This window comes from Paenibacillus sp. AN1007 (genome assembly GCF_040702995.1).
Lineage (GTDB): Bacteria > Bacillota > Bacilli > Paenibacillales > Paenibacillaceae > Paenibacillus.
Window position 1 is genome coordinate 3,390,778 of sequence record NZ_CP159992.1, and the last position, 13,654, is coordinate 3,404,431.

The window sequence follows — 13,654 nt, forward strand, 5'->3', positions numbered from 1 at the left end:
CCTCCATCTATTTCAAACCGCCGTAACGCCTTGTTCTGCGCTGATATTCGGCTACTGCTTCAAGCAGATGCTGTTTGCCAAATTCGGGCCAGTATATATCCGTAAACCATAATTCACTATACGCAAGCTGCCATAACATAAAATTGCTTAGACGCAGTTCTCCGCTCGTTCGGATCAACAGATCCGGGTCGGGCATATCTGCGGTCAGCATATGTTTGTCAATAAGTTCAGGTGTGATATCTTCTGCAGCCAGTTCCCCCGACTTCACCTGCAGAGCGATTTCTTTCACACATTCCGTCATCTCCCGGCGGCTTCCATAGTTCATCGCAAAATTCAACACAAGACCTGTGTTATGTTCCGTAAGACGGATCGCTTCCCGCAAAGCATTAACCGTATGCGAAGGCAAATGCTCCTCATGCCCCATCATGCGGATGCGTACATTTTTTTCGATTAGTTCATCCAGTTCTATAGCCAAAAATTCTTGCGGAAGTCTCATCAGAAAATCCACTTCTTCTTTTGGACGCGTCCAGTTTTCTGTCGAAAAAGCGTACATCGTCAGATATTTGATGCCCAGTTCATCCGCCGCGATGGTTGCACGTTTAACTGCCTTCATACCGTTCTGGTGCCCTGCTATACGCGGGAGTCCCAGACGTTTGGCCCATCGTCCATTGCCGTCCATGATGATGGCGACGTGCTGCGGGATATTATCCTCGGATATAGTCAGCGTTTCCTGCTTGTCAGCCCCATTCCACCACGACCGAACCCGTTTGATCATTCCTGTTCCTCCAAAATCCCTGAAGTTTCTTCATCTGAAGCTTGGAAAAAGAGACAAAACCCCACCGTAATGGAGGGGCTGCGCTTGTCTTACACTTCCATGATTTCTTTTTCTTTGGCAGCAAGTACCTTATCGACTTCAGCGATATATTTATCGGTCGATTTCTGGATATCGTCTTGGTGTCTCCGGGATTCGTCCTCGGAAATTTCAGACTTTTCCATTTTTTTAATATCATCATTCGCATCGCGGCGAATGTTACGAATGGCAACTTTGCCTTCTTCGCCAAACTTTTTAGTGAGTTTGACAAGCTCAGCTCTGCGCTCTTCCGTCAGCGGCGGAATCGCCAAGCGAATCATACTTCCATCATTAGCCGGGGTAAGCCCCAGATCAGATTTCATAATCGCTCGTTCGATATCACTCATTGCGGATTTATCCCAAGGCTGGATCATCAGCGTGCGGGAATCCGGTGTACTGATGTTCGCCAGCTGATTCAAAGGCGTCATAGCCCCATAGTATTCCACTTGTACACGGTCCAGCAGAGCCGGCGTTGCACGACCCGCACGCAGAGTAGCCAGGTCACGGCGTAGTGCCTGAATCGCTTTTTCCATACGCTCTTCAGCATGTTGTTTCACTGCTTGTGGCATTAATCTACACTCCCTTTAACGATTGTTCCGATGCGTTCGCCCAGAACAACGCGCTTGATGTTACCCTGTTCTGTAATGTTAAATACGATCAACGGAATGTTGTTATCCATGCAGAGCGAGGATGCCGTCGAATCCATTACACCAAGGTTTTTGTTAAGTACATCCAGGTAAGTCAACTGCTCAAACTTCTCAGCTGTGCTGTCTTTGAATGGATCTGCCGAATAAACACCATCCACTTTATTTTTGGCCATCAAGATCACTTCTGCCTCAATCTCCGCTGCGCGCAGTGCTGCTGTTGTATCCGTGGAGAAGAACGGATTACCTGTACCTGCTGCAAAAATAACGACACGGCCCTTTTCTAGATGACGAATAGCCTTACGACGAATATACGGTTCTGCAATTTGCTGCATAGCAATTGATGTCTGCACACGAGTTGGCACGTCGATCTGCTCAAGTGCGTCCTGCAGCGCCAGAGAGTTCATCACCGTCGCGAGCATCCCCATATAATCTGCAGTTGCACGATCAATGCCGTTCTCACTCCCAGCAATACCGCGCCAGATGTTTCCGCCGCCACATACGATTGCAACCTGCACACCAAGTGCGACTACATCTTTTACCTGCTGAGCAATGGATGAGATCGTTGCTGCATCAATGCCATAGCCGTTTTGACCGGAAAGAGACTCTCCGCTCACCTTTAAGACAACACGTTTAAATACTGGCTGTTCCAATTGTTCACCCTCCACTTTGAATTGAACACCTCCCAGTGTCCAACCAACAAAACTTCTCGCGCATGGACTCCTGCTTAAAAAGAAAGGAACACAGAAGTGTTCCGCTCTTTAGGAAAAACGATTAACCGATGAGTCATTGTTTTCCTGAGATATAAGGGAGTTTGCGCTTCGAAGTTTCATCATTCTTATATCTTCGAAAAATCAAGGTTTGACTTGCCGGTTTGATAACCGTCTTATTTGTTCACTTGGGACATAACTTCTTCTACGAAGTTATCCACTTTTTTCTCCAGACCTTCACCAAGTTCGTAACGAACGAAACGACGGATGGAGATGTTTTCACCGATTTGGCTGATTTTTTCGTTCAGCAATTGGGAAATGGTTTTGTCTGGATCTTTAACGAAAGTTTGCTCCATCAGGCAGTATTCTTCGTAGTATTTACCGATACGGCCTTCAACCATTTTTTCAACGATTTTTTCTGGTTTGCCTTCGTTGAGTGCTTGAGCTTTCAAAATTTCTTTCTCTTTCTCCAGCTCTTCTGTAGGGACTTCTTCGCGAGTAACGAATTTAGGGTTAGCAGCTGCGATTTGCATAGCTACATCTTTAACAAAATCTTTGAATTGGTCTGTTTTACCAACGAAGTCTGTTTCGCAGTTAACTTCAACCAATACTCCGATACGTCCGCCAGCGTGGATGTAGGATTCTACAACGCCTTCAGTAGCTGCGCGTCCTGCTTTGCTTGCAGCTGCGGAAAGACCTTTCTCACGCAGCAGCTCAGCTGCTTTCGTGATATCACCGTTCGCTTCTTCCAGTGCTTTTTTGCAATCGAGCATACCTGCGCCCGTTTTTTCGCGAAGTTCTTTTACTGCACTCGCATTAACTGCCATTATAAATTCCCTCCAGATTAAGTATTGTACGTACACTCTAAAAAAAGGGCAGTGAGAGGTTATCCACCTACCAACCACCCTTTTCATTTAATTCATGAATGATATGTTCGAAAACTATTAGGCGGAAGTTTCTTCGCCTTGATTAGCTTCGATAACAGCGTCAGCCATTTTACCTGTCAGCAATTTAACAGCGCGGATCGCGTCGTCATTACCTGGGATAACATAATCGATCTCGTCCGGATCGCAGTTCGTATCAACGATACCAACGATTGGGATACCCAATTTGCGAGCTTCAGCAACAGCGATACGCTCTTTGCGTGGATCGATGATGAACAGGGCGCTAGGCAGGCCTTTCATATTTTTAATACCGCCCAAGAATTTCTCGAGACGATCTTTTTCTTTGCGAAGCAAGATAACTTCTTTTTTAGGCAGAACAGCGAAAGTACCGTCTTCTTCCCAAGCTTCCAACTGTTTCAAACGATCAATACGTTTTTGAATAGTAGAGAAGTTAGTCAGGGTACCGCCGAGCCAGCGTTGGTTAATGTAGAATTGACCAGCGCGTTCAGCTTCTTCTTTAACGGAATCTTGAGCTTGCTTTTTAGTACCTACGAAAAGAATAGTACCATTCTCGCCTGCGATTCCTTTAACGAAGTTGTAAGCCTCTTCGACTTTTTTCACCGTTTTTTGCAAATCGATGATGTAAATTCCGTTTCTTTCAGTGAAGATATAACGATCCATTTTTGGGTTCCAACGACGAGTCTGGTGACCGAAGTGTACCCCAGCTTCGAGAAGCTGCTTCATGGAGATTACTGCCATCTTCACACACCTCCTAATATGGTTTTTTATTGTGTCCTCCGCCAGCATCATTTTCCGCCAAGACTCTCCATCAGGAAAGCACCCTCAACAAAATTAGCACAGCGTGTGTTTTAACACCGTTAACTAATATAGCATAAGTGACAACCTGTTGCAACACTAACTGAATCTAAATTTTCATGGACGTATGATATCAAAAAGAACCGTGCAGTCCGAGCATGCGTGCTCAGCTAGACGGTTCTTTTGTAATCTTGGCCATGATCGACTTGAAACTCTCACCCTTTTCAAGAGAAAAGGTACCCACTTGGAGCTTCCTGTTAATGCCTTCTGTTCTGCCAGCTTTGATGAACGCTTGTGCATCTTCAACAATTCCGGCCTGCTTTAGGTTTTCAGCAACCATAGACAGACTGTTCCCTGAACGTATCCTAAACGTTACAGCCGCCCCTTTAGGCTTGTTTGGAGTCTCGGGTTCTGCTGTCTTTGGCTGATTCACTTGTGATTGTCCTTTAACATTACCGGACTCAGGCTGCTGCGGCTGCTTTGGTGCATCTGGCTGGGTCGCATTGGCTGCTTGGTCGGGACTTACCGCGGTTTTCCCCTGCAATTTGCTGCTTTCCTGCTTTTTCTTCTGGATCCACTCCGATTCGGTATAGAGCTCATCTTTAGCCCCGACCACTTTCAGATCCAGACTCTTTGCCGCTGTCTCCAGTTCTTCCTTCGTCCACTTGGCAGTCTGTACCGGTTCCAAATTGCTGTCAGACAGGGCCTTTTGCCCGACTGTGGCCAGTTGAAGCAGAACTGCCCCAACAATCATGCCGCTGCCAATACCAATCCACAATGATCGCTTGTCCATGGTCAGCTCTCCTCCCGCTCTGCAAGCTGCAGTATTAACTGCACTTCACCAAGCTGTATGCCTGTTTGTTTAGAAATAGCGTCCATAGACTTTCCTTCATCATGAAGTCTGAAAAGTTCTGTGTAACGATCTTTGATCGAGTCACGCTTTGACTCTTCTGCATCTTCTGTGACTTGTAACGCTGCTGATTCATGCTGCTGACTCGCTTCTGCTCTTACGCTGTCCAGAAGTCTTTGTGCCTGAAGCCCTTCAGATGCCTGTCCGGTCGTTCTAACAGGTCCTGGTGGTGAACCGACTTCAAAATCAGCCGTTCTTCCTTTTTGCTGCTCTAATTGATCGAGTCGCTCCTGCAGCTGCTGGAGCTGTGACTGCATACGCTGGTCTGCCGCTGCGGATTCCCCTTTTAGTTCAGCTACACGTTGAATCAGAGCGTCATTATCTTGTTCAATCTCTGTCATATAATGTTCGAGTGTTGACTCCATCTCCTGCACCAGTTGATGCGACGGCTGCTGCGGCTTGTCTTTTCGGGGCATAATGAATGCATAAGCGATTGCACAAGCTCCCAATATGACAATAATGATCCATGGTGACAAATTGCTTCTCTCCTTTTATTACGACCACCGGGGGGCGCAATTTTCCAGCCAGTCTGAACTCTTTCACATTGACAGATCAATATGTTTCCCTTTGTAGGGATGCTCTGCAGGTTTGAGGTTCTCCTGTTCTTCCGCCGCATCCCCTGTATCCGTCCCACTGTGGTAGTGATCCCCTTCTGCATGACCGTCACGCACCGAAGTATGCGATGTCTCAGCCATAGCCTCACTGCGCTGCCCTGCCTCTTTTGCTTCTTTTGTTGTCTGTTCTGCGAGCAAATTCTGGTCAGAAATCGGCCTTTGCTGCGCCTCACTTTGATAACGTCCCGCTTCGCTGGTCCGCGGCACTGCAATCTGCAGCTCTACTGCTTTGAAACTCATACGCTCACCTCACGGTTTCGAATGGATTTCCTCAAAAGTCTGCTGCTGGTTTTATACGTACGGCACCATCGTGATATCTCCGTCTTGATAACAAAATGACATTCGACTGACCGGATCTTTAATAAATTTCGTGTATCTGCCGATAACTATTTTAGAGCCTCCATAAATCATCTTCAAAATATCAACACGAGCTCTACTTGTATCTTCAAGTACCTTTTCAATTTCTAAGATACGTGTTTTCATTTCTTCACTCTGACGAAGAGCTGATTTTTGAGTGGAGTTTAGTTTGATTCTCATCGCCATCTTATCTGGCGTCAGCTGTCCAGCTGCAGCCAGCTGGTCAAGCAGGGTCAGCGCTTTCTTCGTTTTGTCCAAAGAATCCATCTGCTCTCTGAGATCCTTGCGCAAATCGTTCATTTCGTTTCGAAGCCTTGGCAGCACGCCCACTTCAATTGAAGTTACTGTAGACATCGTGTTGCCCACAACACGTGCAGATACAAGCTCTCCGGCCTGCGTTGAACCTCCGACAATAAGTCCTTTGGTTCCTGCACAAATGACAGCACGGCCAGCACGAACGTTGGAGTGCATAATACTTTGCGTTACGAGCACATCTTCACCTGCATCAACGTTTCCTTCTTGGATAAATGTGCATTTCACATGATGACCAGCAAGAATCAATCCTTTATTGTAACCAATGATCCCGCCGGTAATCTCGATAGAGCCGCCTGCTTCCAGTTCTGCTCCTTCGACACCTCCGGCCACACGAATATCACCTGCCGCTTTTACTTTAAAGCCGGTTAGTACATTGCCGCGAATGACCACGTTGCCTACAAAGTCAATATTTCCATGCTTGTAATCGACGTCGCCATTGACTTCATATACTGGAAATACGTTTAATTTGTTACCTTCTGTTCTGCTAACCAGACCATCCAGTGCAGCATACATCGCAGATCCGTCAGGGCTGACAACGACATTTTTGCCGACTTTAAATCGGGCTTCCTTTCCTGGACGAAAAGGAATCTCCTCGCCGGTCACCGCCTTACCTGGCAGACCATCAACAGGATCAATGCGTTCCGCAATAATCTGTCCGCTTCGTACATTGTCTAAACGTATCAGCTCTTTGTAATCGACTCTTCCATCTTCCGCTTCCAGCGGCCGCTGCTCGCTGTCATCTTCCCCGCCAATCAAAACATGAATATATCCATCGATTCCCTGTACAGGAGCAAGCCCTTCAGCTATCTTGCATTTCTCTTTCAGATAGGCTGACGGATTATTCACAAAAACCAATAACGCTTCTCGCAGCAGACCATGTTTAATGCCCTTGCTCTCAACAAATTGTTCAAGCTCTTCCGTAGTAAAGGAATAACCTTCTTCTTCGCTGTAATATTCAAGGTAAGCCGTGCATTTATCGTCGGATAAAACAACGTTTAAACATTTTTCCATACTAGTCCGTTGTGTCAACGCGGATCTTCCTCCTTATTTGCCTGTCCACTCCCTGTACATTTGGTTAACTTCTGCTCTCTAGTCTTTACGCATCAGTAAATCTTTTTGTTTATCCAGTGTGCCGCGAAGCCGCAAAATGGCTTTGGAATGTAATTGGGAAATACGAGACGGCGAAAGGGACATGACCTCTGCGATTTCACTGAGAGAAAGGTCTTCGTAATACAAAAGTGAAACCACCGTTCGTTCTTTGACGGTCAGCTTTTCAAGCCCCTGCACCAGTGCTTCTTTCAAATAAAACTCATTAACTTTATAATCCGGATTTTTGGCTTTTTCATCTACCATCAGAGACAGACGCGTTTCCGACTCTTCTTCCCGGATCGGATCTTCCAGCGAGCAGAGCGACATCACGGCCACCTCCTGAAGCATATGTTGAAAATCCTTCGTTGACACGTCCAGGTACTGACTCATTTCTTCATCACTGACAGAACGCAAATAGGTCTGTTCCAATTGCTGGTATGCATCCTCAATCCGCTTCGCTTTCTCGCGAACCGATCGGGGCACCCAGTCCCCTTGACGCAATCCATCCAATATGGCTCCTCGTACCCGCCATGACGCGTACGTCTCGAACTGCAGCCCTCGTTCATAGTCAAATTTCTCCAATGCATCAATGAGACCCATTACGCCGTTACTCTCCAGATCATCTTTGGGAACGTTTTTGGGTAATCCCACGGCCAGACGGCCAGACACGTAGTTAACAATATGAAGATATTTTTCGATCAACATCTTTTTTGCTTCAAGATCTCCGTGTTCTTTCCACTTTTCCCACAGATCAGAATGGTTCAAATGTGAAGCTTTACGCTCGTTCAATTGCTTTCACCCTCCTTATTTGTCTGTCAGGTGACGAACGGCCTGCGCCAATTCCTCCGGGTCTTTGGTCCGGACGAGTTTAGGCGGATCCAAAGGGGCAAATCCCGTTGGAGCTTTCGTCTCAGATGGCGGAAGATCAGCCCCGGCGGAGCTGCTCTCTCCATTCTTGAGCAAATCACTCAGCTCTAGTCCATCGTCTTCGAGTTTGATGTCCACCTGTGAACCTCTTAGATCTTGAGCACCCTCTGAATCATAACCGAATCCATTCTCTCCACGAGGGCTTAACAATATCCCCAATCCCCAACGCAGACCATATGCAAGGACATACCAGGCTGCGAATCCTATTAATCCGCGTATTAAACTGGTCATCAACACATTGCTGCTGAATGCTACAAAAAAAGTCAGAACGAATCCGACTATGCCTGCTCCAAGATTAATGCGGTAGTTTCCTATCATTATATTATAATTCCTTTACACCCATTTGTACGCTGCGAATAGTTAACAGTCCTGTTTCACAATTCATTTCGATAGTCCGTCCGTAATTTCCTCCTGTATCTTCGGCAAGCAGAGGAATTCTGAGCTGCTGCAGCATTTCTCGGCAGGAATCGGCATTCCGAGGTCCAATTCGCATCGTATCTCCTGCACCCGAGAAAGCAAACATCTGCGAGCCTCCAGCCATTTTAGATACAATTCTAGCTTGAGATGCACCCATCTTCAGCATTTTTTCGAGCAGTTCCGGCAGTGCTGTATCCGCATATTTAGCCGTGTTCAGTTTGCCCTCCCGGGCAATCTCAGAACTTGGGAGCATGACGTGGGCCATTCCAGCCAGTTTTAACTGTGGGTCATACATCGTTAGTCCCACACATGACCCTAAGCCAGTTGTACGGATTACGCCAGGAAGTTGAGCGATATTCAGATCCGCCATACCGACTTTAACGATGCTTTTGTCCTCAATCATGGTCCAGCGGCACCCCTAGCGATTCGAAAATCTTGGCAAAAGAAGATGGATCGGGAATCAAGAAAAACTGCCCCTCTACCTGATCTTCACCCTCAAAGAAAGAAGTATCAATTAATAACGCAGCATCGCCCATCTCTCCGAACTGCAGCAGCCCGTAACTCAGGATTGCTCCGGCCATGTCAATGGCAAGTCCCGGAACTGTTGGATACATCGACAGCTTTGTGAAATCCGCCAGAGAAGACAGGTAAGATCCAGCTAGGATGTTGCCAATCTCAGACAGTGCGGAATATTCCATATCGGTAAAGATCAAACCTTCTTTTAATTCAAAACCGGCAAGGCGGTTTAACAACAACTTGGCTGCTTCCGGGGTCATCATAAAAAAGAGATTACCAGGGGCTTCACCTTCTACACGAAGAAATACAGTGACTACGATTCGTTCATCACCGCCCACTTTCTCAGCAATCTCCTCGAATGGGAGCATCTGAACGGTGGGTACACCCATATCAATCGGTCTGTTAAGGAGTTGAGACAACGCCGTAGCGGCGTTGCCTGCTCCAATATTACCGACCTCTTTGAGTACATCCATCTGGAAACCCTCAAATCGGTTAAACATCTCCACAGTGTTAGCCCTCAACACTTTCCAGCTGCACAATCTCGCTTTTGTTTAATACTTCGTTAAGATTGAGCATAATCAACAAACGGCCATCTTCCAATTTTGCAACACCACGCAGATATCTTGCTTTAACGCCCCCAACCACCTCCGGTGGGGTATCAATGGAGCTGCTTTTGATGTCGATGACGTCATTGGCTGAATCAACGATAAAACCAACCTGCATATCATCCACACCGACAATCACGATCCGCGTTTGATCAGTGTACTCCGTTTCCGGAAGGGAGAAGCGTCCGCGGAGATCAATGACCGGAATAACAACACCACGCAGGTTGATCACACCTTTTACAAAGGAAAGTGTTTTGGGAACGCGGGTAATCGGCATCATACGCTCAATCGTTTGAACCTTGTCTACCTCAATACCGTACTCTTCGGACCCCAATTTAAAGACGATGACTTTCAACTCTTCTTCCATGTAAAAAACCTCCCTATTCAATGTAAGACTCAAACAATATGCTTATTTGATAAAAGCGTTAGGATCAAGAATCAGAGCTACCTGTCCATCTCCGAGTATCGTCGCGCCAGAGATTCCTTCTATAGCTGGAAGATACGTTCCCATCGATTTGAGTACAATCTCGCTTTGACCAATGAATTCTTCAACCGCAACGGCTGCGAGACGGTCCCCTTTTCGAATTACAACGATCTCGGTTTCTTTCTCATCTGCATCGTTGAAATCGGGTACGCCGAAAACTTCGCTTAATGACAGATATGGAATCAAGGACTCACGGAACGTGATCATTTTATTTCCATGGATATTACGAACCTGCTCACGCTGCACGATTGCTGTTTCTACGATGGAAGAGAGCGGAACGGCATATTTCTCGGAACCGAGCCGCACAAGCATCGCTGCAATGATGGACAGGGTCAAAGGAAGCTGTACAGAGAAGTTTGTGCCTTTGCCCGGCGTAGAAGTGATGGTCACATTACCGCCAAGCGAAGTGATTTTCGATTTTACAACGTCCAAACCTACACCACGGCCGGAAATATCCGAAATTTTGTCAGCCGTACTGAAACCAGGAGCGAACAGCAGCTGATTCACTTCATCGTCACTCATTTTTGCACCCTGCTCCTCGGTCACAACGCCGCGTTTAATCGCCGTTTGCAGGAGCTTATCACGATAAATCCCTTTTCCATCGTCTTCGATCTCAATAAATACATGGTTGCCGCTGTGGAAAGCTCGCAGATTGACTGTACCCATTTCCGGTTTACCAGCAGCTGTACGCTCCGAGATGGATTCTACGCCATGGTCAACTGCGTTGCGCAGCAGATGCACAAGCGGATCACCAATTTCGTCAATAACGGTTCGATCCAGTTCGGTTTCAGCGCCTGTAATGACGAGATCAATCTTTTTATCCAATGTTTTGGCAAGGTCCCGAATCATGCGTGGGAAACGATTAAATACCGTATCTACCGGAACCATCCGCAGCTTCAGTACAATGTTCTGCAAATCCGTACTCACTCGGCTGAGGTGGGCAACCGTATCGGACAGATCATTGCTGCCTGTCTCGCTTGCCAATTGTTCCAGACGCGAACGGTCGATCAGCAATTCGCTGAACAAGTTCATCAGCACATCCAGTCGTTCGATATCGACACGGATGGTCCGTGAAGGAGCCGCCGCCTGTTTTGGTGCTGCAGCCTTTACCGGAACTGCTTTAACTTCATCTTGAGGCGCAGCTTCCAGAGCAGGTGCATCCTGGACAACCTCAGGGGCTGGCGCTGGTGCATCCTCTACTGCAGCCGCCGCGGCTGTCTGATTCGTCATCTGCTGCAATGTCTCCTGATCCAGCTGAATCAATTTTGCACTCTCAATTTCGGAGATGCTCAGAATGCCCTTTTCCAGTTCTTGCGCCTCTTTGGTTGTTATGTAATACAACGAGAAACTGCGCTCAAACTTTTCCTGCTCGATATCCTGAACCGAAGGATACGCTTTAACGACCTCACCTGAACGCTCAAGCATGTCAAACACCATATATGCCCGAACGCCTTTTAATTGACTATGCTCACTTACAAGAACGTCAACATAGAATACACGGTGTCCTTCTGCTATGGACTGATCAAGCACCGAATATTGAAACTCGTCCAATTCCACAGCATTAGAAGTTGTCGAACTCGTTTGTTTCTCCGCCTTAACCGCAGGAGCGCTGCCTCCGGTCCATTCACCGCTTTCAATAGCCTGGAGCGAAGCAACGATGGAGGTGACATCCGCTTTACCTTCTCCGCCCCCGGTAATATCCTGAACCATATTCTCCAAAGCATCCAAACTCTTGAACATGGTATCAAAAATGTAATCCTGCATTTTCAGCTTCTCGTTACGCACCATGTCCAGTACATTTTCCATTTTGTGTGTCAGTGAAGCCAAATCCTCGAATCCCATAGTCGCCGCCATACCTTTGAGAGTATGCGCAGAACGGAAGATAACCTGCACGATGCCCAGATCTTCCGGATTAGCTTCAAGTTGTAGCATGTTTTCGTTAAGGGATTGCAGATGATCATTAGACTCATCAATAAACATGGATAAATATTGGTTCATGTCCATTGTGAGGCACCTCCTCCGTAAGTTACACTCCGTTATTTCACTGCTTGAACAAGTCTTGGCGCAATCTCCTGCAGAGGCAGAAGATGACGCACGCATTGCAGCTCTACAGCTGAACGCGGCATACCGTAGACAACACAAGTTTCTTCATTTTCGGCAAACGTTGATGTGACTCCGGTATCGTACAATTTTTTCATCATACGTGCTCCGTCGCTTCCCATGCCTGTCAGAAGAACAAGATGTCGCTGTAAAGATGTAAACGGCAGAAGGGACTCAAACATCGTATCCACTGAAGGTCTGTGACCATTAACCTGTTGATCCTCACTCAGTTTCAAGATGAATCTTCCATCTGCTGCCTTGTGGACTCTCAAATGGAAACCACCAGGCGCAATATAAGCTGTTCCTTTTCGAAGTGCCATACCGTCTTCTGCCTCCACCACATGCAGGGGACTGAACGTATTCAATCGCTGCGCCAGTGAACGAGTAAAATTGGGCGGCATATGCTGCACAATAATTACCGGTGCCGGCAGATCTGCAGGCAGCTGTTCAAGCAGGGTCTTGAGAGCTCTTGGTCCGCCAGTCGAAGAACCGACAGCAACAAGTTTGTTAAACGATCCTTCCAAGCTCCCTGAACCTTTGTAAGCCGTGTTAAGCTTCGCAGGCTCTTTCACAGGTGCAGGCGATGGTACAGGCACTGAAGTGGCTGCTGTCTGTTTTGCCGCGGGCTTGGTTGGGTCCGATGTTCTGGCTTCTCTGCTGGCCTGCAGTGGACTCGCAGACGGCTTGACGGTTTTATCCGTACTTGCGGTGCGAGCCGGCTGATCCGGCTTAACTGTGCTTTCCTTTTTGTTAAACGTTCGATCTGTTTTCGGAAGAGATGGCGGTGCACTTGGCTTCTTCTTAATCTGAACAGCCTCAGTATGCTCTTTAACTGCAGGCTCACTGTTCGGGAGCGCAGGCGGAGCCGCTTTATGAATGGATTCATTCATATCTCTTGCCGGAAGCTCTTTCTTCACCGGCTGCATGGGAGGAATCACAGCATTGCGGGAGGCCTCCATTTTTTTGATCGATTCTTTGCGTTCGGCTTTTCGCTTCACTTCGTGCATGGCCGCACGCATGCGTTCAACCAGCGCCTTGCCAACCTGAGCAATATCCTGATCATGCACGACAGAAGGTTTACGGATAAAATCGAACGCGCCGGCTTCCAGCGCCATAATCGTCTCTTTCATGCCTTGTTCATTAATACCAGATAGCATAATTACAGGAATGAAGGAATCTTCCATGATTGTTTTTAGCGCATCCAGTCCATTCATTTCAGGCATTTCGACATCCATCGTGATAATATCAGGCTTCAGCTCTAACGTTTTTTGAATGGCTTCTTTGCCATTCGATGCGGTAGCCGTAACCTTAAACTCTGGGTCCGCTTCAATGAAATCCGTCACAATTTTGCGCATAAAAGCGGAATCATCGACAACTAAAACTTGATAGACCGCCATATTGTGTCACCTCTGTTTC

16 protein-coding genes are annotated in these 13,654 nt (G+C 47.1%); all 16 read right to left on the reverse strand.

All coding sequences use genetic code 11. The features are described from left to right. Positions 1-7 precede the first annotated feature (7 nt). The 16 genes from ABXS70_RS14965 to cheB all read right to left on the reverse strand — a co-directional run bounded on the left by ABXS70_RS14965 (position 8) and on the right by cheB (position 13,635). Positions 8-775 (reverse strand): isoprenyl transferase, encoded by a 768-nt coding sequence (locus ABXS70_RS14965; protein ID WP_342555492.1) that lies wholly within the window; start codon positions 773-775, stop codon positions 8-10. An 89-nt stretch (positions 776-864) separates the two neighbouring features. After that, entirely contained in the window at positions 865-1,419 is a 555-nt protein-coding gene (gene frr, locus ABXS70_RS14970; protein ID WP_342555491.1) for a ribosome recycling factor, read from the reverse strand. Further along, positions 1,419-2,147 carry a UMP kinase gene (gene pyrH / locus ABXS70_RS14975; protein ID WP_342555490.1) on the reverse strand — a complete coding sequence of 243 codons (729 nt, stop codon included), beginning with the start codon at positions 2,145-2,147 and terminating at the stop codon, positions 1,419-1,421. The genes frr and pyrH overlap by 1 nt, the downstream gene beginning before the upstream one ends. 233 nt (positions 2,148-2,380) lie before the next feature. Continuing rightward, a complete protein-coding gene (tsf, locus tag ABXS70_RS14980; protein ID WP_342555489.1) occupies positions 2,381-3,031 on the reverse strand; it encodes a translation elongation factor Ts in 651 nt (216 codons plus the stop codon). A 117-nt stretch (positions 3,032-3,148) separates the two neighbouring features. After that, complete coding sequence (gene rpsB, locus ABXS70_RS14985; RefSeq protein WP_024630243.1) at positions 3,149-3,847, reverse strand: 30S ribosomal protein S2; 699 nt, start codon at positions 3,845-3,847, stop codon at positions 3,149-3,151. A 223-nt stretch (positions 3,848-4,070) separates the two neighbouring features. Beyond that, a complete protein-coding gene (locus ABXS70_RS14990) occupies positions 4,071-4,697 on the reverse strand; it encodes a hypothetical protein (RefSeq protein WP_342555488.1) in 627 nt (208 codons plus the stop codon). A gap of 2 nt (positions 4,698-4,699) precedes the next feature. Further along, a complete protein-coding gene (locus ABXS70_RS14995; RefSeq protein ID WP_342555487.1) occupies positions 4,700-5,290 on the reverse strand; it encodes a hypothetical protein in 591 nt (196 codons plus the stop codon). A gap of 63 nt (positions 5,291-5,353) precedes the next feature. Next, the gene (locus tag ABXS70_RS15000) at positions 5,354-5,668 is read right to left on the reverse strand and encodes a hypothetical protein (protein ID WP_342555486.1); all 315 of its coding nucleotides are present in this window, start codon (positions 5,666-5,668) and stop codon (positions 5,354-5,356) included. 51 nt (positions 5,669-5,719) lie between these two features. Continuing rightward, a complete protein-coding gene (locus ABXS70_RS15005) occupies positions 5,720-7,129 on the reverse strand; it encodes a FapA family protein (protein WP_342555485.1) in 1,410 nt (469 codons plus the stop codon). A 60-nt stretch (positions 7,130-7,189) separates the two neighbouring features. After that, complete coding sequence (locus tag ABXS70_RS15010) at positions 7,190-7,978, reverse strand: FliA/WhiG family RNA polymerase sigma factor (protein WP_342555484.1); 789 nt, start codon at positions 7,976-7,978, stop codon at positions 7,190-7,192. A gap of 15 nt (positions 7,979-7,993) precedes the next feature. Further along, entirely contained in the window at positions 7,994-8,434 is a 441-nt protein-coding gene (locus tag ABXS70_RS15015; protein WP_342555483.1) for a hypothetical protein, read from the reverse strand. Between the two features lie 4 nt (positions 8,435-8,438). Then, the gene (locus ABXS70_RS15020; protein WP_342555482.1) at positions 8,439-8,936 is read right to left on the reverse strand and encodes a chemotaxis protein CheD; all 498 of its coding nucleotides are present in this window, start codon (positions 8,934-8,936) and stop codon (positions 8,439-8,441) included. Then, positions 8,929-9,549 (reverse strand): chemotaxis protein CheC, encoded by a 621-nt coding sequence (locus tag ABXS70_RS15025; protein WP_366296660.1) that lies wholly within the window; start codon positions 9,547-9,549, stop codon positions 8,929-8,931. The genes ABXS70_RS15020 and ABXS70_RS15025 overlap by 8 nt, the downstream gene beginning before the upstream one ends. 10 nt (positions 9,550-9,559) lie before the next feature. Continuing rightward, positions 9,560-10,021, reverse strand: a complete 462-nt coding sequence (locus ABXS70_RS15030; protein WP_342555481.1) for a chemotaxis protein CheW — start codon at positions 10,019-10,021, stop codon at positions 9,560-9,562. 42 nt (positions 10,022-10,063) lie between these two features. Beyond that, the gene (locus ABXS70_RS15035; protein ID WP_342555480.1) at positions 10,064-12,142 is read right to left on the reverse strand and encodes a chemotaxis protein CheA; all 2,079 of its coding nucleotides are present in this window, start codon (positions 12,140-12,142) and stop codon (positions 10,064-10,066) included. A gap of 32 nt (positions 12,143-12,174) precedes the next feature. After that, complete coding sequence (gene cheB, locus ABXS70_RS15040) at positions 12,175-13,635, reverse strand: chemotaxis-specific protein-glutamate methyltransferase CheB (RefSeq protein WP_366288864.1); 1,461 nt, start codon at positions 13,633-13,635, stop codon at positions 12,175-12,177. Positions 13,636-13,654: the final 19 nt, after the last annotated feature.